This is a genomic window from Brevibacterium ravenspurgense, from assembly GCF_001584615.1.
Lineage (GTDB): Bacteria > Actinomycetota > Actinomycetes > Actinomycetales > Brevibacteriaceae > Brevibacterium > Brevibacterium ravenspurgense.
In genome coordinates, this window is the sequence record NZ_LQQC01000007.1 from 58907 (window position 1) to 80931 (window position 22025).

Genomic DNA, 22025 nt, shown 5'->3' on the forward strand with positions numbered 1-22025 from the left:
GGGCGAGGCGTAACACGGCTGCCCTCGTCTCCGGGGCCGCCGCCCCACTTTTGGGGCTGTCGCCCTCACCCCAGCATCTGCTGCAGCAGCCGGCGGGCGGCGTCTTTGTCCAGCGGCTCATTGCCGTTGCCGCACTTGGGGCTCTGCACGCAGCTGGGACAGCCGCTGATGCATTCACAGCTGGTCAAAGTGTCCAGAGTGGACTGCCACCACCGGCGGAACTCAGCGAAGCCACGTTCGGCAAAGCCCGCCCCGCCGGGCTGACCGTCGTGCACGAAGACCGTCGCCATGCCAGTGTCGGCGTGCCTATCGGATGACACCCCGCCGATGTCCCACCGATCGCACCCTGCAAACAGCGGCAGCAGGCCGATCGCGCAGTGTTCAGCCGCGTGAACCGCACCCGGCAGATCAGCTGCCTCCACCTCGGCATCGGCAATCAGCCCCTCCGGGGCGGTCCACCACACAGCCGAGGTCTGCAGGGTGCGAGCCGGCAGGTCGAGCTCGAATTCGCCCAGCCGGACTCCAGTGCGCTTCTGTTTGCGCACAAACGAAGTCACCTGGTCAGTCACATCGACTATCCCGCTGAAAACCCGCACTCCGCTGGGCAAGGCGAACTGGTCGTGGGTTTCGACAATGTTGATTTCCGTTGTTGACTGCGCCTGCGTTGTGAAGTCGACGGAAACCTGCTGGACCATCGCGAGCGAGTTGTCCAAATCGAGATCCATCACCTGATATTCGATGCCCTGGTGGACGTAGATCGCACCGGTGTGGGTTTGCGTGTGCGCGCTGGCGTCGTCAACCGTGCCCAGCAGCTGCCCGGTTTCGTGTTCCACAAGCCGCACCTGGCCGCCGCCGGAACCGCGGATGTCGGTCAGCGCTGCCGCCGATTCCGCTTTCGTCCAGAACCACCCGGTTGGGCGGGCCCGCAGCATTCCGTGTTCGGTCAGCTGGGCGACAAGCTGGGCTGCCTGGGATGACGAGGCGCCGCCCGGTTCTTCTGTCTGTTCCGGCTGGTCAGGGGTGGAGTGGTGGGCGCTGGGGCTGTCGGCGGTGGGCTGGTGGGCGCTTGGGTGAGTATGGGCGTCGAAACGGGGGAAGTCGGCGGTGGTCAGCGGCAGTTCGGCGGCTGCGGCCAACAGGTGACCCGCTAGGACATAGGGGTTGGCGGGGTTGATGACGCCGGCGTCGACAGGGGTGTCAAAGATCGCCTCGGGGTGGTGGACCACGTAGGTGTCCAGTGGGTCATCGCGGGCGATGAGAACCGCGGACCACTGCTGGCCGGAGCGGCCGGCCCGTCCCGCCTGCTGCCACAGGGCGGCCAGGGTGCCGGGCCAGCCGGCCATGACGACCACATCGAGCCCGGATATGTCGATGCCCAACTCCAGAGCGTTCGTCGACGCGACCGTGCGCAGCTTGCCGTTGCGCAGGGCGGTTTCCAACATGCGGCGCTCTTCTGGCAGATAGCCGCCGCGGTAGGCCGCAATCGTCTTCGTCAGTTCCGGTGCGATGGTTTCGACTTCCTGGCGGATGGCCGAGGCGAGGGCTTCCGTTCCTTTTCTTGAGGCGATGAAGGCAATCGACCGGTAGCCGGCGCACGTGGTGTCGGTGAGCATGTCGGCAGCTTCGGCAATCGTGGAGCGGCGGGCTGCGTCTGCGGGGAGGGCGTCGTCGGCGTCGTCGGACCCGGGCGGCGAGGTGTCAGGGGTATTTGCTGGATCGGTGGGTTCCGGTGTGGTCGGCGCGGTCGGTGCGGTGGAGGGAATTCCGAGGTTCCCGTCGTCAGAGCCTGGCAGCAGCGGCGGTTCCCACAGGATGAATTCTCCGGCGGCGCGCGGGGAGCAGTCCTCGGTGATTGTCGTGGCTGGTCGACCGGTCAGCCGAGAGAAGGTTTCGGCCGGTTCGCTCATGGTGGCCGATGCGCCGATGACCACCGGCTGGGCACCGTAGTGTTCGGCTATGCGCAGCAGTCGCCGCAGCACGAGTGCCACGTGCGAACCGAAAACACCCCGATACCGGTGCGCTTCGTCGACGACGATGAACCGCAGGGACTTGAACCAGCGGGCATAGCGGGAGTGGGCCGGAAGGACTGAACGGTGCAGCATGTCCGGATTGGTGAACAGCAGGTTGGCCCACCTGCGCGCCCAGTCCTTTTGCTCGCGTGAGGCGTCACCGTCGAAGGCCGCCGGCCGCAGTCCCTGCAGGGGCAGGTTCTTCGCTGCCGTCAGCTGGTCATGCGACAGGGCTTTGGTCGGCGCCAAATATATGGAGGTCGCCGGCCGGATGCTGTCGCGGGTTCGGGCTATGGAATCGAGGATCGGCACCAGGAAGGTCAGGGACTTACCTGACGAGGTGCCGGTTGCCACCACTGTGTCAGTGCCTGATGCAATGCTGTTCACAGCTTCGACTTGGTGCTTGTACGGCTTGGTGATGCCCGTACCGGCGAATACGGCGGTGACGTCGTCGTGCACCCAGTCGGGCCAGTCACCGGTAACTGCTTGCCGCTGCGGAATGCTCTCAATGTGCGTCACGCGGTCGGCACGTTCGCCAAAGCGAGTGAGGAGGTCGGTAAGAGCGGACGGCATGCGCGCATTCTCTCACGTGCCCGGTTGTGCGTAGGCTTGATATGCGCTGTCTGCCGCCTGCTGTTGGAAGGAAATATGCGAAGCTCGCTGCCCGCTGTGCCCCGGATTGACTCTGCAGGGGCTGCTGGAACGTTCGCAGGCTGTGAAACATCCGCGGGTTCTGGCAGCCCCGTGGCCGCTGGCCAGACCGCGGGGTCTGCGTGGCCCGCGCAGCTGCGCGTAGCTCTGGAAGGTCTGGAGTACACACAGCCTGGCCTGAAAGCACTGTGGGGACCGGACGTTGACCACGCGCTGTCGACAAACGATGCCGCGCCCGCCCTGTGGTTTGCGCGCACAAGCTCGGCATCGCTTGCTGTTGTCGCACGGCTGTTTCTGCTGGCGGATGCTGTTCCCGCAGCCAGCGCTGAGGACGCTCTGGGCGCCGAACTCGTCAGTGCGCTGCAAGCTGCTGGCCTGCTGGTTTCACCCGATGCTGGTGAGTCCCACTCAGGTGACCCGAGCCCGGGTGAGTGCTCGGAGGAAAGCGAGCGGCGCCTCGTGAGTTCCGTGTCGATCGCTCCGTACTCCCTGCCGGTGGGTGTGCCGCGGCTGGCTGGCAGGCGCAAACCTGACACCCTCTACCTGGCATCGGATTTCGGGACGCTCACACGGCCGGAAGTGCTTGACGGCGACTTCGTGCTGGGACTCGGCGGAGCAGGGCGCACTCTCATCGAGATCACACCGCGCGAAGCCGTGACAACAGCGGCTGACATTGGCACGGGCTGTGGGATTCAGGCGCTCGCTCTGGCGCTGCACGCAGACACCGTCATCGCAACCGATATCTCTGAGCGCGCCCTGGAGTTCACGCGCCTCAACGCAAAGATCAACGGGATCGGCAACATCGAAACCCGGCAGGGAAGTCTGCTGGAGCCTCTGCACGGACAGACGGTCGACCTCTTGGTGACTAACCCGCCGTTCGTCATCACGCCGCAGGCTGCCCGCGGGCAGTTTGAATACCGCGATGGCGGGATGCCAGGCGATCAGCTGATGCGCTCGCTCGTGCGCGACATTCCGCATCATCTGAGCGACGGCGGGCAGGCCGCCATGCTCGGCAACTGGGAGGTCGGCCAGCCGGATGCCGAGGCCGGTCCTGCTGCCTGGCACAAGGCGGCGCAGGATGAGGCCGCATCAGCAGACGAGGCGGCGGTTGGCACAGCTGCCGCCGGCCAGACATCGCTCATGGTGATTGAACGCGAGCAGCTGTCGCCTACCGCCTACGCGCACACGTGGATTCGCGACGGCGGTGTGGTTCGCGCCAGCGACAAGTGGAACGCAGATACCGCCGCCTGGCTTGACGACTTCGCTTCGCGCGGCGTCGAGCAGATCTCGTTTGGGTGGGTGCGGTTCAAGAGGGGCGCTCGTGGCGTGCCGGTTGTTGCCGCGCATCGTGTCAGCGGACCGCTCGGGGCGAATTCGGCAGGGGTGGCGGCGTTTCTCGACACCCGTATGGCAATGCTCGAATGGCTTGCCGGTGCCGAAGACTCGGAAATAGCCGACACGGCTTTTGTTCGCGGCTCCGACATCGTCGAACACCGGCACCACACACCGGGCACCGAAAATCCCTCCGTCATCGAAATGGCGCAGGGAACCGGTTTCGGGCAGACGCTGACAGTTGACACCGCGCTTGCCGCGTTCATCGGAGTGGCCGACGGGACCATGACTCTGCGCACCGTGGCAGGGGCGCTCGCAGCCTTGCTCGAAGTGGATTCTGACAAGCTGTGTCAGCAGCTGGTAGAGCAAGTGCGCGACATACTCCCGCTTGGATTCGTCTACCCTGTACTCGAGTAGGACCGTTACAGTCAGGTGACGGCTGCAAGAAGCCTGGATGTGGCTATCAGCATCAACGCCGTGTCAGTGCCCGGTGCTACATTCGCAGCGTATCCGTGGAAAGGAAAACTGTGGCTGAGAAGAAACCACGTCGTTTGGTGATCGTCGAATCCCCGACGAAAGCGCGGACGATTGTCGGCTTTTTGGGCGACGGCTACACCGTCGAAGCCTCAGTGGGGCACATTCGGGATCTCCCACAGCCCTCTGAACTGCCCGCGGACATGAAAAAAGGGCCCTACGGCAAATTCGCAGTCGACGTCGAAGACGGCTTTAAGCCCTACTACCGGGTGGACCCTGACAAGAAGAAGGTCACCGAGCTTCGCAAGCTGCTGAAAGAAGCCGATGAACTTTATCTGGCAACAGATGAGGACCGCGAAGGTGAAGCCATTGCGTGGCACCTTCTGGAAGTGCTCAAGCCGAAAGTCCCGGTTAAGCGCCTGGTGTTTCACGAAATCACCCCGGAAGCCCTTGAACGGGCACTCGAAAACACCCGCGAAATCGACTACGACCTCGTGTACGCGCAGGAAACCCGCCGCATCCTCGACCGTCTGTACGGCTACGAAATCTCGCCCGTTCTGTGGCGCAAGGTCCGTGCCGGTCTATCCGCCGGCCGTGTGCAGTCCGTTGCCACCCGCCTGGTTGTCGAGCGCGAACGTGAGCGCATGGCGTTCGTTTCGGCTGATTACTGGGACCTCGACATCGATCTGCAGGCTCCCGGGCAGGCCGAAAGCTTCGCGGCTAAGCTCACCGCCGTTGACGGGCAGAAGATCGCCCAAGGCCGCGACTTCACCGACGAAGGCACGCTGAAACCGCGCACTAAGGCGCGCATTCTGGGCCAGCAGGACGCCGAAGAACTCGCTGCCAAGCTCAGCGGTGAAGCCAAAGACCGACTGTCAGTCACGGCACTTGAGACCAAGCCGTACTCGCGTCGTCCCGCGGCGCCCTTCACCACCTCGACCCTCCAGCAGGAAGCCGGACGCAAGCTGCGCATGAGTGCTCGTCAGGCCATGCGCACCGCCCAGTCGCTGTACGAAAACGGCTACATCACTTACATGCGTACGGACTCACCCGTGCTGTCATCGGAAGCGCTTTCGGCTGCTCGCCGTCAGGTGGGTGAGCTCTACGGCCCCGAATTCGTGCCGTCGAAGCCGCGCATCTACGCCTCCAAGCAGAAGGGCGCGCAGGAAGCCCACGAAGCCATCCGCCCCGCCGGTGACCACTTCCGCACGCCGGCCCAGGTGTCGAGTCAGCTGCGCGGTGACGAATTCAAGCTCTACGAACTCATCTGGAAGCGCACTGTCGCATCGCAGATGGCCGATGCCAAGGGTTCGACCGCAACCATGCGGATCAACGCGGACCTCGGAAGCGGCAGCAGCGCCGAACTGACCGCAAGCGGCACCGTCATCACGTTCAAGGGATTCCTCGCCGCCTACGAAGAGGGCCAGGACCTCGAGCGCTATGGCTCGGACAAGAAGGACAAGAGCCGACTGCCGGACGTCAAAGAAGGCGACGCCCTGTCGGTCGACCGCGTGGAAGCCGATGGGCACACCACGGCACCTCCGCCGCGCTTTACGGAAGCCAGCCTGGTCAAGCGCATGGAAGAGCTCGGCATCGGCCGTCCTTCGACCTACGCGGCCATCATCTCCACCATCCAGGACCGCGGCTACGTCACCACGCGCGGCAACGCGCTCATTCCCAGCTGGTTGGCGTTCTCGGTGGTCAAGCTGCTCGAAGAGCACTTCGATGACCTTGTGGACTACCAGTTCACCGCCGGGCTCGAAGCTGATCTCGACGAAATCGCCAAGGGCCAGGAAGACAGCGCCGAATGGCTGCGTGATTTCTACTTCGGCAGCACGGCCGAGGACGGTCACGATGCGCCGGCTGGCATGGACTCCGACGTCGGTCACGCGGGGCTGAAGTCGATTGTCGACAACCTCGGAGACATCGACGCGCGTGAACTCAACACCGTGAACATTGCCGATGGAATCAACCTGCGCGTTGGCCGCTACGGCCCGTATCTCGAAGCCGAAGGCGACAACCCGGATCAGCCCAAGCGAGTGTCGCTTCCGGATGACCTCGCCCCGGATGAACTCACGGCAGAAAAAGCTCGTGAGCTCATCGAAAAGCAGGGCGACGGCGACCGTGAGCTCGGTGCCGATCCCGAAAGCGGACACACGATTGTGGCGAAGAACGGCCGCTTCGGCCCCTATGTCACCGAGGTTCTGCCGGAATCTGACGAAAAGCCCAAGCGGGGAACCAAGAAGCCCAAGCCGCGCACAGCAAGCCTGTTCAAGTCGATGGACCTCAACACCATTGGTCTTGAAGAAGCGCTGAAGCTGCTGAGCCTGCCCAGGATTGTCGGCCAGGACGCCGAAGGTGTCGACATCACCGCGCAGAACGGCCGCTACGGTCCGTACCTGAAGAAGGGAACCGACTCCCGGTCTATCGAATCTGAAGAGCAGATCTTCACCATCACGCTTGAAGAAGCCGAAAAGATCTTCGCTCAGCCCAAGACCCGCGGACGCCGTGCTGCGAAGCCGCCGTTGAAGGAATTCGGCACCGATCCGAACTCCGAAAAGCCGGTTGTGCTCAAGGACGGACGTTTCGGCCCGTACGTCACCGACGGCACCACGAACGCAACTCTGCGCAAGGACGACACCGTCGAAGGCATCACCGCCGAACGCGCATTCCAGCTGCTGGCTGAAAAGCGCGCTAAGGGGCCGGTCAAGAAGAAGACGACCACGCGGAAGACAACGGCGCGTAAGACGACTGCGAAGAGCACTGCGTCGAAGACGGGCACGGCGAAGAAGACAACCGCGAAGAGCACTGCGAAAAGCAGCACCGCGAAGAAGTCGTAACAGCGGACTGGCCAGGCCGAGTGTCTTCCATGCGCGGTTGCTCTTCGACCGTCGGCGCAGAGAATCCTTGATATGCCCTGAGAACGCTCCTTGCGCCTTGAAGGTGCAGGGAGCGTTTTCCTAGTGTGAACGAGGTACGGATTTCTCAATACGACCTCACAGGAGGCGCCGTGTTCACTCGTTCCGTTAACGATGTCGAAGCTGTTGAGTGGGGTGCTGGAACCAGCCAGCGCGTCCTGACTGCAAAAGACAATATGGGCTTCGCCGTTGCCCGCACCGTTGTGCGCAAGGGCACCGAATCGAAGCTTGAGTACCGCAATCACCTGGAAGCCTGCTACTGCATTTCGGGCTCCGGCAACGTTGAGGACACGGAGGGCAACGTGTACCCCGTGACTCCCGGCGTCATCTATGTCCTGGACAAGCACGACCCGCACTACCTGCGTGCCTCCGACCACGAAGACATGGAGCTGCTGAGCATCTTCAACCCGCCGATCGACGGCACCGAGAAGCACGTGCTCAGTGAGGACGGTTTCTCGAGCTACTGAGCTGCGACAGACTGAGCTTGTAAAGACAGCGCCCGGTCAGCATGCAGTTGTGCACGCTGACCGGGCGCTTCTGTGTCTGGTTGCTGGGCGGGGCTGTGTGCGGTGGCGGGGTGGGGCTGAAGATCAGCCGCGGCGGCTCGGTTGGATTTACGCTTTAATGCGGATTTGCGCTTTAATGCGGCGCATTAGCGCGTGAGGTTGCATTTAAGCGTGAGTTTGGCGTTGTTGGGCGCGTGAAGTGTGCCCGGTGTCGGCTCATCCGCGCCGCCCTGCCCAGCCCTTCAGCCCGTCCGGCACCTCCGCCTCGTCCGTTCCTGCTGCCAACCTGGATTTACGCTTTAATGCGGATTCACGCTTTAATGCGGCGCATTAGCGCGTGAGGTTGCATTTAGGCGTGAGTTTGGCGTTGTTGGGCGCGTGAAGTGTGCCCGGCGTCGGCTCATCCGCGCCGCCCTGCCCAGCCCTTCAGCCCGTCCGGCACCTCCGCCTCGTCCGTTCCTGCTGCCAACCTGGATTTACGTTTTAATGCGGATTTGCGCTTTAATGCGGCGCAGTAGCGCGTGAGGTTGCATTAAAGCGTGAGTTTGGCGTTGTTGGGCGCGTGAAGGCTGCTAGTGCTGACTCGGGTCGGCAACGAGACTGGTTTTGCGCGCAGATGCAGATTCACGCTTTAATGCGGCGCATTAGCGCGTGAGGTTGCATTTAGGCGTGAGTTTGGCGTTGTTGGGCGCGTGAGGTTGGCGTTGTGGGATGCCCGCACCTCCGCCAAAAAGTTATCCACAGATTGCGAATGCCTCTTGTGGAAACGCTGCTGTTTCGGTGACATAAAAGGATGCATAGCGTATTCACCAACAACATGGCAGCGACCTGCGGCATCCAGATGGGAGAGTTGAGGTCAGCTGCCTCGTGCTGCGTCGAGCGATTGCATCGAGGGATGTACGCGGTCGTGAAGCTGTGCTCGAGACACCCGCTTTTTACACAACTCGCAGATCAGACGATGGTCGATTTGTTCGCCCGCGCGGATGCACAGAAGCGCAACCCTGCATGGCGAAAGGCGCAAACAAACCTCCACACCGCGAAAGCCGAACTCATTGCTGAGTCAGCACACCCGGACGATGTGCTCAGCCATTCCACCGCAGCCCTGCTGCACGGCCTGCCGATCAAAGCCGTGCCTGACGCTGTCGAAATGATCAACCCCAACCTGTCACGCGCAGGAGCCACTTTTCGCAGGCGCTACAGGCAGATCGGCGAAAGTGAAATCGATGACTGGCGCGGTTTCGCCATAACCAACCCCGTCAGAACCGCTGTAGATCTCGCCGCAGATGAGTCCATCGAATACGGCACAGCAGTCCTCGATGCGATCTTGCGCGAGGCACCTCTTCAGCGCGAACAGCTGCTTGCCCAGGCTCACGAAATCGCTGAAGCCTACGGCCGTCGGGCAGGATGCGCGCGTGTGCGCAGCGCCCTGAGCTTCGCCAACGGACTTGCTGAGTCCTACGGCGAAAGCGTGTGCATGGTGAAGCTGCGCATGCTTGGGATCGACAACCTCGAACAGCAAGTCGAAATCTTCGACGAAGACGGAATCTTCGTTGCCCGCGTTGACGGGCTGATCCGGGATAAGCACATCATCATCGAGTTCGACGGCGCCGTGAAATACCTATCCACAGCCGACGGCGGCTTCAATGGCGACGGAGACCAACTGCTGCGCGAAAAAGAACGCGAACATCAACTGCATCGGCTGGGCTACACGGTCGTGCGGATTATGTGGAATGACCTGTTGGGCCTCGACCGACTGCGCGCCCGACTCAAAGCGCTCGGCATTCTTTCCTGAGCCCACGCCGGACACGCGGGCAATCTGTGTACTGGTGAGCACCACCTCGTGCGCGGCAGCGGGGCTGGTTTTGCGCGCAGATGCAGATTCACGCTTTAATGCGGCGCATTTGCGCGTGAGGTTGCATTTAAGCGTGAGTTTGGCGTTGTTGGGTGTGCGAATGGTGCCAGTGGTGATCCGCACCGCCAGCGGGGCTGGTTTTGCGCGCAGATGCAGATTCACGCTTTAATGCGGCGCATTTGCGCGTGAGGTTGCATTAAAGCGTGAGTTTGGCGTTGTGGGGTGTGCGAATGGTGCCAGTGCTGATCCGCACCGCCAGCGGGGCTGGTTTTGCGCGCAGATGCAGATTCACGCTTTAATGCGGCGCAATTGCGCGTGAGGTTGCATTTAAGCGTGAGTTTGGCGTTGTTGGGTGTGCGAATGGTGCCAGTGCTGACTCGCGCCGGTACCCGGGCTGGTTTTGCGCGCAGATGCAGATTCACGCTTTAATGCGGCGCATTTGCGCGTGAGGTTGCATTAAAGCGTGAATCTGGCCTGTCGGCTAAGCGGGTGGGGCCGAGTATCAGCCGCGGCGGCGAGCCAAAGCGCGCAGGCCGAAGCCTCCGCCGATGAAAGCAGCCGCCGCAGCAAGTGCCGCAGCGATGCTCACACCCGTGCGCGGCAGAGCTCCGCCCTTCGAGGAGGGCGCCTTCGCCTTGGGGCCGGCCTTGTCGCCGGCATTGCCGGTGGCCTTGTCGCCGGCCTTGTCAGTCGGCTCGTCGCCGGCTTCGTCTGCGCCGCCATCACTGCCAGCATCGCCGGAGTCTCCCGAGGTGCCGCCCTCCTGGCCGTCTTCAGAGCCTCCCGTGGGGTCATCGGAGGGGCCGTCAGCGTTGTCATCGCCCGGCTCTTCTTCTGCAGGGGGCGCATCTTCGCCGAAGACCTTGCCCAAGCGCAGGAACACAGTTTCACCGGTTGCGTCATCGAGAGCGTCGTTGTCGGTGACGGCGTAGGCCTCGCCGTCAGCCGCGATGGTGAAGCCTTCCAGCTTTTCCTGCGTCCAGCCGTTGAGCGCCTGCAGCTTCGGCAACACGTCAACCGCAACAGCCTTCTTGACCTTCTGCGGCTTTGCGCCTTCCTCTGCACCGCCGGCCGCGCCACCCGAACCCGAGCCGTCGGCACCCGGAGCGCTGCCGCTGCCGGCGATTGGCGCCTCGTCAGCCGAATCAGCCTCAACTGCACCGCCCGCCTCAGCGCCATCAGGCAGCGTGACCTTCATGATGCGCTTAATCGCAGCGTTGGGGCCGTTCTGCTTGTCGCGTTCGATCACGGCGAGGGTGTTCTTGTCGACCACGGTGAGTTCGGACAGACCGATCCAGTCGCCGTCCTTGTCAGCGGAGTCGAGCTCGTAGGAGAACCACTCCCAGGTCTTGTCGGTGGTGCTGTAGCGGCCGATGCGCACAATGTTGTCGCCCTCGAGCCCTTCGAGCGGCTTGGCTTCGGAGTCTTTCCACAGGGGACGCTGGATTGCGGCGTAGACGTATTCGCCGCCCTTGCCGTCGTCAATTGCGTCAACGCCCTCAAGCCCCCACTTGCCGATGTGCTTGGCAACATCGTCCGGCAGGCTGATGGTCTCCTTGATGTTGAGCTCGCCGTCCGTGCGGTGAATCGCATTCTTGTCACCGGTCTTGCCTTCTGAGGCAATCCAGAAACCGCCGTCTTCACGTGCGGAAATGCCCTCAATGTCGAGGCCCTCGGCAGGCTTGCCGTCCTGCATGACGGAACGAGCGTCAGTGATGCGGGCGGGTGCGTTCTTGTCGCTGACATCGACCGTGTACACGCGGCCTTCGGCCAGAGCGGAGTCCGATGCGGCGTACAGGGTCTTTGCGTCAGTCGGGTGGGCGGTCAGAGCGCCCAGAGCGCTGAAGCCCAGTTCGGACTTATCCGCCACGATTGACGGCTGGGGGTCCTTCTTGTCGGACAGCTGGTAGACGTTGACGGCCGAACGCACGCCGTTCTTGGCTTCGTCGACCTCGCTGGAGACCAGCAGCATGTTGCGGTTCTCCACCGGCAGGATGCCCTCGGGACCGTTGGTGGTGAACAGCAGCTGCACGAATTCGGGCTTGGCAGGGTTGTCGACGTTGTAGACGGCTACGAAGTTCGAACGCTCCGAACCGACGAAGGCGTAGCGGGTGCCGTTCATGGTGGCCGTTGCAATGCCCTCGATTTCCGGGCCCTTCTTTTCGGCGCGCTTGTTGTTGTGCAGGCCGTAGCGGTTGGCGATGTCCTCAATCGACGAACCCGCATCCCACACGACCTTGCCGCTGCTGTCGAAGACCGACCATCCGCGGCTGCCGCCCTTCCAGTCGCCCTCGTTGGCGGTGGCCAGGTGCTCATCGTCAATCCAGGCAATCGCATCGGGCTCACGCGGCACGCTCTTCAGCGAGTCCGTGGGCTTGATGAGCTTGTCCTTCTTGGCGTCGACGTTCTCAAGGTCAACGCTGCCGGTGCTGAAAACGCTCGTAATTTCGTTGGTGTTCAGGTCGATGATCGCCACACCGTTGTTTTCCTGCAGCGTGACGGCCAGCTGGTTGCGGCCGTTGATCGACACGTACTCAGGTTCGAGGTCCTCAGGAGTGTCAAGACCAGCCTCGGCGACCTTGGGCAGGGGAGTGCCGTCCTCATTGTGGAAGCGAACAGGTTCGGGCTTCCAATCCGAGGCGGGGTCGCCTTCGAGCTTGATCGTCTGGACGAAGCCGGCAGGCTGCTGGGGGAGCCCGCCGTCGCCCTTGTCTTCGTCACGTTCGTTTTCAATCGCAATTGCGGCGCGCTTGCCGTCGGGGCTGATGGCAATCGAGTCGGGCTGGCCGCCCAGATCGTAGGAGCCGACCTTTTTGTGGTCGCTCAGCTTGATGACGTCAACGCGGCCCTTGGGGTTTTCGTAGTCCTTGCCGGTCTCGCTGATGACGACGAGCACGTATTCGCCGACCACTGCGACCGAGGTCGGTTCATCGTCCGCGTTGCCAAGGGTTGCCAGGCTGACAGTGCCGAGGCCCTTGGGGCTGCCGGGGTCGCTGACATCGAGGAATCCGATGCGCTTGCCCGCAGCGTCGGTGTAGACCATCGTCTTGCCGTCTTCGGAGATGTCGGAGATCTCGGCAACGGTTTCGTCTGCGATGTCGACGCCGTCAGGGCGGTTTTCGTAGACGGGGTAGGTCGCGGTCCGGGCGAACGAGGCGCCGGAAGCGGCCGTCTGCGCGTTTGCCGGGGTCGTGTCTCCGGATGCGCTGAGGACAGCGGGGGTGATGCCGATGCCGGCGATCAGACCGGCGGCGAGTACTGCGGGGGCAAGACGAGTGAGCTTCACGGGTGAACTTTCTGCAGGCCGAAATCGAACCTATTCACCGTCGTACTTGCTGGTGAACTCACCGTTTCACTGAGAGTAAAACTGCGTGAACGGGCTGGGCGGGGGAGTGCGGAGCGGCGGGCCGTTCTCACGCTTTAATGCAACTTCACGCGCTGATGCGCTGCATTAAAGCGCAAATCTGCATCAGCGCGTGGATTCGAGCTGGCTGACCGAGTTGTACGCGCCGGCCGCCTCGATTTCCTCGGCTGAGAACTCCGACGGCTCAAGGTCATAGCCACGCGCATATTCCGCCAGAAAGGCCTGCTCGACCGCATCGACAGTGACGTCCGGATGGATTTCGCTGATCGCCCCGCCGGTAGCGGGGTCCCAGTCGACCCCGAGCGCCGCCTCGACATCCGTCAGGACGGAGCGGATGGGGGCCGGGTCGGTGATGATGACCGACGATGAGAACAGCCACCCCGTCTTCGTCACCCGCTGTGCCGTGCCGATCGCCTTGATCTTCCCGGCGACGTTGACGCTGTGTTCACCGGGACAGTACTCGCCGGGGATCTCCCCAAGCCGCGCGTCGACCCCCACTGACTGCAGGGCCCGCACATACATGTCACCGAACGAGGTGAAGCGTGCCTGAGTGCCCGTGAACATCTGGTCTGCGGGCTCCACGTGGTCGATCACGAGGCTGCCGTGGTGGTAGGCCGCAACTCGTCCGCCGAGTGTGCGCAGCAGGGGAGTGAACCCGGCCTCAAGCGCCTTGCCGACCGCGTCGTCGAACCCTGCGAGGAACCGGTCACGCCCGCCGAAAACAACGGTCGACTCGGGCCGGTAGATGCGCAGTGCACCGGGCCTGCGCCCCGCACGCACCGAGTCGAGGAGCACGCGAGCCAGGGACAGCGTGGTCAGCGGGTCGTCGTGACCTCGGGGCAGAAAATGGAGTGTCGACACGAAAACACTGTAGCGGGACGCTTTCGAACGGTGTGTGTTCAGCGTCGTGTCAGAGGGTCAACGTAGGCTGGGATGGTCAGGACACAGGAGGTCATCAGATGAGCAATGACAAGAGGCTTTCGGCCAAGCAGCCCTTCGGCGGCCCGAACGCAGACACCTCTGACCGGATTGCGGCCATCACCCCGCAGCGCGGTGTCATCGGGCATGCGGTTCTTGAAGCCGCGACGTGGCTGGCCGTGATGTCCTCTGTCCTGCTGACGTATTCTCTGGCCGGTGTCGTGGGCTTTGCATCTTCGGCCCGCGGGGGCGCGCTCGCAGCCGTTGTGCAGCGCGAAGCTGATGGCGACTTCAACCGCAATTTCGCCAATCCTGCGTACTTGGCGGTCATCGTGCTTTTGGGCATTGGAAGTTTCCTGCCGCTCAAGCGGGTCCGCTCGATGGAGTTTTCGCAGCGCACTCTGATTCTGACCATCACGTCCGTGCTGACGGGCATCACCCTTATTGTCTTCGGCGTGTACTCAACTGTGTGGATGGGTGCGATTGCCGCGTTGTTCCTCGGTGCGCTGATTTCTCTGCAGGTCATTCACACCCCGGAACTGCACACCAAGCCCTGGCGTGCAGGCACCGTGTCTGCGGTGATCTTCTTCTTCATCGGCGCAGTCGCCCAGATTCGGGCGGGCATCGGCGCCGGCATGCCCGCCGTGCCATGGACGGTCTTCGCTTCCGGCATTGTCATCATCCTGGCCGGTGTGCTCATCATCGTTTCGCCGCTGCAGCGCTCTCGCATTCCCTCCACCGGGGCGTTCCCGCTGACCCGTGCGCTGCAGCAGGCTCGCGCCCACGTGGATGTCGGTGCACCGTGGCCGGTATACGCGCTGTTCGGCGTGATCGGCTCAATTTTCGTGGTGATTGTGCCTACTGCTTCTGACGAATCGTTCGGCATCATGAGCCTCGGGCTCATGGTGTGTGCCGTTCTGGTCGGTTGGGCTGCCGGGTACGAGGCGGGGCCGACTTTCGCTCCCGGCATGACCCGGCCCAGGCTCACCGCCTTTTCGCTTATCGGCGCGGGCGTTCTCGCCATTCTCGGCGGCATGGTTCACGAAGTCTCCGGCACTGCGCTGCTGTTCGCCGCGGCTGCCTTCGCCGTCGGTGTGGGCGTGCGGGCGCAGGACTACCAGATTTCACGGCGCATCGGCCTGGGCATCGGTGCCATCATCACACTGCTCATCCTCAGCCTGGACGCACGCTTCACAGTCGTGCTGAGCGAAGCCTCAACCTGGAACATCACTGGCTCTGCAGTCGCAGTGTCCAGCGTTGGGCTCCTGGCCACCGTCGGCGGCATCATCGCGCTGTTCCTGTTCTCACCCACCGGTATTCACGGCATCGGCGTCGACATCGTCCACGCGTTCCGCACGCGGACAGCAGACGGGCAACCGGGTCAGTCTGCCGGTTCTGCAGGCGCGCACGGCCCCAAACAGCCGCACGCACCGGCCGCACCTGCTGGGCACGGTGGGCAGGCGGCTCAGTCCGGTGGCGGCCTGCAGACGCCCTCCGTGCGGACTGCGCAGAGCGGTTTCTTCATCGCGGTCGAAGGTCCCGACGGTTCGGGCAAGACAACGCAGATCGACTTCATCCGCAAGCACTTGGCCGACCGCGGCCTGCACAATGTCGAAACCACCCGCGAACCCGGCGGCACCGACAAGGGCAAGCAGATCCGCGCCGCAATTCTCGACGGCCAGGGAGTCACCCCGAAGTCCGAGGCGCTGCTGTACGCCGCCGACAGGTCACACCACGTGGCCTCGCTGATCGACCCCACCCTGAGGTCCGGCGGAGTCGTCGTCACCGACCGCTACATCGACTCCTCGCTTGCCTACCAGGCGGCCGGCCGCGAACTTGCAGAAGAAGACATCTTCGCCCTGTCCGCGTGGGGAACTGATGGGCTCATGCCCAATCTCACACTGCTGTTGGACATTTCCCCAGAAGCCTCCGCACAGCGCACATCACAGCGCGGCAATGAAAATCACCTGGACAAACAGTCCGCAGAGTTCCGTGGCCGAGTGCGCGCACGTTTCCTGTCTCTTGCGGAAGAAAACCCGCACCGCTACGTGGTCATCAACGCCGATCAGCCCGCACAGAAGGTCTCTGAGGACATCGCCGCGGCTCTCGATGCGGCACTTGATGCTGCGGGCCTGGGCCGCAGGCCGCAGGCGCAGCAGCCGGGCTCGCAAACGCAGCGACGCTCCTCAGCGGATCTGCTGACATCGGACGATCCCGATGCCACACAGGCCATGCCTTCGCTCGAAGCTGAGAATGTTCCTGCCGAATCAGAGCAGCGCTCACAGGGCGCGTCTGGCCAGTCAGCTGCGGCGCAGGGTCCGGCGGTTTCGCAGATGCCCGTCGTGAAACCGGCAGAAGAACAGCAGAAGGCAGCTGACGGATCGCAGGAAGCAAGCGAAGGCCAGAAGCCAGCTGACGTTCAGTCGAAACCCGCGAAGGAACAGCAGGAGTCCGCTGAACCGGAACACGTCGAAACCGCTGCGGGCAGTGCTGAAAGCGCTGACACTGCCGCAGACTCTGACAGCAGTGTTCCGCCGAAGCCGGAAGCGAAACCTGCTCCCGTGCCGGAAGCTGACACGATCCTTCCGGACACACCGTCTGTGAGCGCTGACGACGATGCCGCAACTCGCATCCTGCCGTCCCAGCCGGAACAAAGCGCTGAAAAGCTGCGCAAACAGGCGGAAATCGAGCGTCAGGCGCGTGAACGTCTACGTCAGGCCCGCAGGGGCAAACGGTGAGTGTGTGGGACGACCTCGTCGGCCAAGAAGCAGCCATCAGCGAACTGTCCGCTGCTGCTGCCGGCCAGGGGATGACACACGCGTGGCTCATCACCGGCCCACCCGGTTCGGGCCGATCAAATGCGGCCCGGGCCTTCGCCGCCGCGCTGCTCACTGAGGACCACGGCGCAAGCCTCAGCCCGGAGGCTCAGCGAGCCCTGTCCGGCACGCACGAATCGATGACAATGCTGCGCACCCAAAAATCCGTCATTTCGATTGACGAAGTGCGCCAGCTGGTCAGCACCTCGCAAAGCTCACCGGTCAACGCCGATTGGCGCGTCATCATCATCGAAGACGCTGACCGTATGGCTGAGCGCACCTCCAACGTACTGCTCAAAGCCATCGAAGAACCACCGCCGACCACGGTGTGGATCCTCTGCGCGCCCAGCCCCGAAGACGTCCTGACCACCATCCGGTCGCGCTGCCGGACCGTGGGCCTGCGCATCCCTCCGGCAGAAGCCGTCGCCCAGCTGCTGGTCAACCGCGACGGCGTCGACCCCGAGCGAGCCAAATGGGCTGCTGCCGCCGCCCAAAACCACATCGGACGGGCCAAACATCTGGCACTTGACGACGATGCGGCGCAGGCTCGCCGCCGAATCCTCGAAATCCCTCAGCGGCTCACATCCGTCGGCGCAACAGTGCGGCTGGCGGGTCGAACGGTCGAAGCGGCGTCCGAACGCGCGGAAGAGCGCACAAAAGCCCGCTCAGAAAAGGAACGCGCTGAACTGCTTGAAACCTTGGGAGTCGAACCCGGCAAAGCAGTGCCGCCAGCTCTGCGCCCGCAGGTAAAGAAATTAGAAGAAGAACAGAAGCGTCGAGCAGTTCGCGCACGGGCTGACGAACTCGACTCGATCATGCTGGAACTTCTTTCGCTGTACCGCGATGTTCTGCTGACCCAGCTGGGCAGCGGCGACACACTCATCAACATCAGCGAAGCCGAACTCATCCGCGAAATCGCTGCACAAGACGACGCCACAACTACGCTCAAGCGCATCAACGTGCTTGAACTGGCCCGCGAACGCCTGCAGACCAACACCGCACCCCTGCTGATCGTCGAAGCCGCGTTCATTGGTCTGGCCAACCCCTGGCTGGAAACTCACACGACGCTCTGAGCCGATGCCCTGAGTCCGCGCGCTCGGGAGCAGTACGCAGGAACGGCGCTGCCAGCAAACGGAGCCCCGCATAGCACCTGCCGCACCACATCACCTCAGCGAACGGGCGGCTTCCACAAGCCGGCGAAGCCCCGTGTGCAGTTCGTCCTCCGGCCCGCCGAAGCCCACAACAATCCCATCCGGCAGTCCACCGTCACCCACACCGCCAGGCCCCTGCCCAGCCCAGTACTCCGACAGCGGCTGCACCCGAACCCCGTGCGATTGAGCCGCGGCAACCAGCTCAGCTTCCGGCAGATCGACCGTGACAACAGCGGCGAGGCCGCCCGGCACCTCGTCAACATGGAATCCGGGAACCCGCCCCAGCACCGTCCGCACAACATCCAACTTGATCCGATGCTGTGCGCGCACCGCCGCCGCGTGACGTTCCAAACCACCCGACTCAATGAGTCCAGCCACTGCCCGCTGCAGAATCCGGCTCACCGGCGCTCCCAGCTGTGCGCGCAGAACCGCAAGATCCTCGATCCACTTCACCGGCACGTGCAGGTGGCCCAAAGCAATGCCGGGGCTGATGAGCGACGCCAATGATGACAGCAGAACGACCGGTGCGCGCTCCGAAACCGCAAGCCCAGCCAAAGTCGGCAAAGGCGCTGCGTCCCATCGGAACTCGGCGGTGTGATCATCCTCGATCACAGTGAAACCATGCGCTTCGGCTGCAGCCAATACCGCCAGGCGCCTGGCCAGCGGCAGCGAACCGCCCAGCGGGTACTGGTGCGACGGCGTCACAATGAGCGCGTCCAGACCATCTGGGATCTGCTCGGGAACCAGCCCGTGATCGTCAACGGGCACAGGAATCAGCAGGTGCCCCAAAGCCTCGACAGCTCGTCGCAGGCCCGGATACCCGGGGGACTCAATGCCGATGTTCAGCACTGGCCGTCCAACTGACACTGCCGACCCGGTCGCGTCTCCACCTCGTCCCATCCGGTGCTGCAGACAGTCCAGAACCAGGCGAAGGCCGTCGCGAGCACCCGCGGTGACGACAACTCGCTCGGCAGAGGCGGGCATACCGCGCACACGCCGCAGCCGGTCGGCAAAAGCGACTCGCAGTTCGGCAAGACCCAGTGGTTCTGAGCTCCCCTCCCGGAAGTCTTCTTCGGCTTCACGCGCGGCCGACCGCCAGGCCGCCCGCCACGTGGGCGACACCACCCCAGAGCCGTCCACACGGGAGGGCAGGAGGCTGATTGACGAGGTGGAGCCCGCTCCTGCGCTGCCACGGCTGCTCCTGCGGGCCGCGTCGGTCTGGCCATTCGCACGGAACTCGTCGGCCGCTGCGCCTTCACTCTCACTTTCGCGAGATGCCCGAGGTGCCTGCCCGCGGTTGTGCGGCTTGGTTGGGGTCGGCGGGTGCTCGGCTGCCGCTGGGCGTGGGACCGCGGCGAGGTCGGGGCTGACGATCGTGCCAGAGCCTTCTGCCGACACAATGCACCCCTCAGCGGTCAGCTGTTCGTAGGCGGCGACGACGCTGCCACGGGATACTCCCGCCAGGCGGGCGAGGCTGCGGGTTGACGGCAGTTCGGATCCGGGAGCAAGAGTCCCGGTTTCGATGAGTGCGCGCAGCTGACCGGCGATCTGAACGGGAAGCGAAACGCCTGTGCTGCGGTCAACAGAAACCGGAAGCGTCACTGGGCGAGGGGCGCGGGCCATGCTCAGACAGTAGCCGCCCACTGTCTAAGTGGTCTAATGCTGGGATGCAGAACTGGACCTGGCTTTGATCCGCTTTACGGGCCACGATGGGCGAAGTCACATCAGTTGGCCGCCCCGGCACAGTGCCGCAAATGTCGCAGGCATCGCACGCCCAAGCGGCCGAAGCCCGAAAGGATTTCCCATGGCAGCACCCGGACATCAGACAGCCGCTCAGTCGAGCATGGTCAAGCGAGGCCTGGCAGACCAGTTCAAGGGCGGCGTCATCATGGACGTCGTCACTGCCGAGCAAGCTCACATTGCCGCTGATGCCGGTGCGTGTGCCGTCATGGCCCTTGAACGCGTGCCTGCCGACATCCGCGCGCAGGGCGGTGTGGCCCGCATGTCCGACCCGGACCTCATCGACTCGATCATCGAAGCCGTTGACGTGCCCGTCATGGCCAAGGCCCGCATCGGCCATCAGGTCGAAGCGCAGGTGCTGCAGTCGCTCGGTGTGGACTTCGTTGACGAATCCGAAGTTCTCAGCCCCGCCGACTACGTCAACCACATCGACAAGCACGCTTTCGACGTTCCGTTTGTCTGCGGTGCCACCAACCTGGGTGAAGCGCTGCGCCGCATCAACGAGGGTGCCGCCATGATCCGCTCCAAGGGTGAGGCCGGCACGGGCGATGTTTCGGAAGCCACCAAGCACATCCGCACGCTCAACCGCGAAATCAACGAAATCGCAGCCCTGTGCGAAAACGCGCCCGACGAACTCTACGTCCGCGCGAAGGAACTCCAGGCGCCGTACGAACTGGTCGTCGAAACCGCCCGTGAGCGTCGCCTGCCGGTCCCGCTGCTGGTTGCCGGCGGTGTCGCCACCCCGGCTGATGCCGCGTTCATGATGCAGCTGGGTGCTGACGGCGTGTTCGTCGGTTCGGGCATTTTCAAGTCCGGCAACCCCGAAGCACGCGCCAAGGCCATCGTGACCGCCGTGCAGAACTACAACGACCCGACCGTCATCGCGGATGTGTCTCGCGGCCTGGGCGAGGCGATGGTCGGCATCAACGTCGCAGACCTTCCCGCGCCGCACCGCCTGGCCGAACGCGGTTGGTGAGCCTTCTGGGCTGACCCGGGCCCAGCACGGCCCGTGTCAGCCCAGAGTAGCCTGGCTCAGTCCAGCCCGGCTCAGCTTGGCAGACCTTCTGTCAGCAGGTGTTCGAGCATGCCGGCGGTCAGCGTGGTGCGCGGACCGATCCAGTCGACGAGCGCGTGTTCGTCATCAGCGTGCGAACCCCCGCCGACCGTGCCGAGACCATCAACGGTGGGCACTCCGATACCGGCGGTGAAGTTGCCGTCGGACCCTCCGCCAACCGAAATCGGCCGTACTTCCGGCAGTCCCTGACTGTCGGCGATGTGCTGAGCCAGTTCGATCAGCGGTCGGCTGGAACGCTCTTCCATGGGCGGGCGGTTGATGCCGCCGGTCAGTTCGACCAGCGCCCCGGGCAGGTGAGGGGTGAGCGAATGCAGTGCCGAATCGACGCGCAGCTGTTCGGCGACCGTCAGTGCGCGCGAATCAATGTCGAGCTGCGCCTCTGCCGGCACGGTGTTGGTTGTAGTGCCCGAGTGCATGGCAGTGGGGATGACGGACGTGCCGACTTCGGGATTGTTCAGGCGTTCAACTGTGAGGATCTGGTGGGCGGCTTCGACGGTGGCGTTGATGCCGCGTTCGGGTTCAACGCCCGCGTGGGCGGCCCGCCCGGTGATGTTCAGCCCGTAGAGTGCAACACCCTTGCGCGCGGCTTTGAGCTCACCATCTGGCCCGCCGGATTCGAAGACCAAGGCGGCCGAAGCCCCGTGGGCCTCCGTTTCGATCAGGTGGCGTGACGATGGTGAGCCGAGCTCCTCATCGCCGTTGATGAAGATCGACAGCCCATCGAGTGAGCCGAGTTTCTTCTGCACGCGGGCGGCGGCGTACAGGGCGATGAGGTTGCCGCCCTTCATGTCGTCGGTGCCGGGGCCGGTGATGACGCCCTTGTTGACGGCAAACGGCATGGTGTCGAGCGTGCCGATGGGCCACACGGTGTCATGGTGGCCGATCATGACGACCTTCCGCGGCTGTGTGCCGAACCGCCACAGCAGGTGGGGAGTGTCGGAAACCGTGATGATTCGCGGCGCCACGCCCAGCAGTTCTTTGCCGACGGCGGCGTGAACTCTGGCGGACTGTGACAGTGCGTAGTGGTCCATCGACGGTGATTCGCATTCCACTAGCGTGCGGAAATGGCGGATGAATCGGTCGAGTTCCGTGCTGTCCACTGGTGATTCCCTGTCCTGATTCTGCTTACTGTCGACTTGTGTGTGCGTGCCGCCTGTCATGCGGCTGGTGGGGTTGCCCCTTGTCACCTTACTGGGTGGGTGCGCGAGGGCTTTGTTCG

At 63.6% G+C, this 22025-nt stretch carries 12 protein-coding genes; 7 read left to right on the plus strand and 5 right to left on the minus strand.

Annotated features, from left to right (window positions below; translation table 11 throughout):
• Positions 1–65: 65 nt before the first annotated feature.
• The gene (locus Bravens_RS03015; protein ID WP_062020160.1) at positions 66–2582 is read right to left on the minus strand and encodes a DEAD/DEAH box helicase; all 2517 of its coding nucleotides are present in this window, start codon (positions 2580–2582) and stop codon (positions 66–68) included.
• Positions 2583–2657: 75 nt separating this feature from the next.
• On the opposite strand from Bravens_RS03015, the gene Bravens_RS03020 reads away from it, so the two are divergent.
• The 4 genes from Bravens_RS03020 (at position 2658) to Bravens_RS03035 (ending at position 9682) form a co-directional block, all read left to right on the plus strand.
• Positions 2658–4409 carry a DUF7059 domain-containing protein gene (locus Bravens_RS03020; protein ID WP_062020162.1) on the plus strand — a complete coding sequence of 584 codons (1752 nt, stop codon included), beginning with the start codon at positions 2658–2660 and terminating at the stop codon, positions 4407–4409.
• A 110-nt stretch (positions 4410–4519) separates the two neighbouring features.
• The gene (gene topA, locus Bravens_RS03025) at positions 4520–7306 is read left to right on the plus strand and encodes a type I DNA topoisomerase (protein ID WP_062020164.1); all 2787 of its coding nucleotides are present in this window, start codon (positions 4520–4522) and stop codon (positions 7304–7306) included.
• A 170-nt stretch (positions 7307–7476) separates the two neighbouring features.
• Positions 7477–7851 carry an ectoine synthase gene (locus Bravens_RS03030; RefSeq protein WP_062020166.1) on the plus strand — a complete coding sequence of 125 codons (375 nt, stop codon included), beginning with the start codon at positions 7477–7479 and terminating at the stop codon, positions 7849–7851.
• 997 nt (positions 7852–8848) lie between these two features.
• On the plus strand, positions 8849–9682 hold the full coding sequence (locus Bravens_RS03035; RefSeq protein ID WP_062020168.1) for a PDDEXK family nuclease: 834 nt from the start codon (positions 8849–8851) through the stop codon (positions 9680–9682).
• 562 nt (positions 9683–10244) lie between these two features.
• On the opposite strand, the gene Bravens_RS03040 is transcribed toward Bravens_RS03035, so the two are convergent.
• Positions 10245–13028 carry an esterase-like activity of phytase family protein gene (locus Bravens_RS03040; RefSeq protein ID WP_062020170.1) on the minus strand — a complete coding sequence of 928 codons (2784 nt, stop codon included), beginning with the start codon at positions 13026–13028 and terminating at the stop codon, positions 10245–10247.
• A gap of 183 nt (positions 13029–13211) precedes the next feature.
• Positions 13212–13967, minus strand: a complete 756-nt coding sequence (locus Bravens_RS03045) for a lipoate--protein ligase family protein (RefSeq protein ID WP_062020172.1) — start codon at positions 13965–13967, stop codon at positions 13212–13214.
• 98 nt (positions 13968–14065) lie between these two features.
• Between Bravens_RS03045 and tmk the strand changes: the two genes are divergently transcribed.
• Positions 14066–16762 carry a dTMP kinase gene (gene tmk / locus Bravens_RS10765; RefSeq protein ID WP_062020174.1) on the plus strand — a complete coding sequence of 899 codons (2697 nt, stop codon included), beginning with the start codon at positions 14066–14068 and terminating at the stop codon, positions 16760–16762.
• Positions 16759–17913 carry a DNA polymerase III subunit delta' gene (locus tag Bravens_RS03055; RefSeq protein ID WP_062020176.1) on the plus strand — a complete coding sequence of 385 codons (1155 nt, stop codon included), beginning with the start codon at positions 16759–16761 and terminating at the stop codon, positions 17911–17913. Before tmk ends, Bravens_RS03055 begins: the two co-directional genes overlap by 4 nt.
• Before the next feature lie 90 nt (positions 17914–18003).
• Here Bravens_RS03055 and pdxR read toward each other — a convergent pair whose 3' ends face one another.
• Entirely contained in the window at positions 18004–19614 is a 1611-nt protein-coding gene (gene pdxR, locus Bravens_RS10770) for a MocR-like pyridoxine biosynthesis transcription factor PdxR (protein ID WP_157452691.1), read from the minus strand.
• 181 nt (positions 19615–19795) lie between these two features.
• On the opposite strand from pdxR, the gene pdxS reads away from it, so the two are divergent.
• Positions 19796–20707, plus strand: a complete 912-nt coding sequence (gene pdxS / locus Bravens_RS03065) for a pyridoxal 5'-phosphate synthase lyase subunit PdxS (RefSeq protein ID WP_062020180.1) — start codon at positions 19796–19798, stop codon at positions 20705–20707.
• A gap of 71 nt (positions 20708–20778) precedes the next feature.
• On the opposite strand, the gene Bravens_RS03070 is transcribed toward pdxS, so the two are convergent.
• Positions 20779–21906 carry a M20 family metallopeptidase gene (locus Bravens_RS03070; RefSeq protein ID WP_082790996.1) on the minus strand — a complete coding sequence of 376 codons (1128 nt, stop codon included), beginning with the start codon at positions 21904–21906 and terminating at the stop codon, positions 20779–20781.
• Positions 21907–22025 lie beyond the last annotated feature (119 nt).

Excerpts from the sequence above, each read along its gene's own strand:
- Bravens_RS03015 (WP_062020160.1), bottom strand. The coding sequence starts at position 2,582 with ATGCCGTCCGCTCTTACCGACCTCCTCACTCGCTTTGGCGAACGTGCC.
- Bravens_RS03020 (WP_062020162.1), top strand. The coding sequence starts at position 2,658 with ATGCGAAGCTCGCTGCCCGCTGTGCCCCGGATTGACTCTGCAGGGGCT.
- Bravens_RS03035 (WP_062020168.1), top strand. The coding sequence starts at position 8,849 with ATGGTCGATTTGTTCGCCCGCGCGGATGCACAGAAGCGCAACCCTGCA.
- tmk (WP_062020174.1), top strand. The coding sequence starts at position 14,066 with ATGAGCAATGACAAGAGGCTTTCGGCCAAGCAGCCCTTCGGCGGCCCG.
- pdxR (WP_157452691.1), bottom strand. The coding sequence starts at position 19,614 with ATGGCCCGCGCCCCTCGCCCAGTGACGCTTCCGGTTTCTGTTGACCGC.
- pdxS (WP_062020180.1), top strand. The coding sequence starts at position 19,796 with ATGGCAGCACCCGGACATCAGACAGCCGCTCAGTCGAGCATGGTCAAG.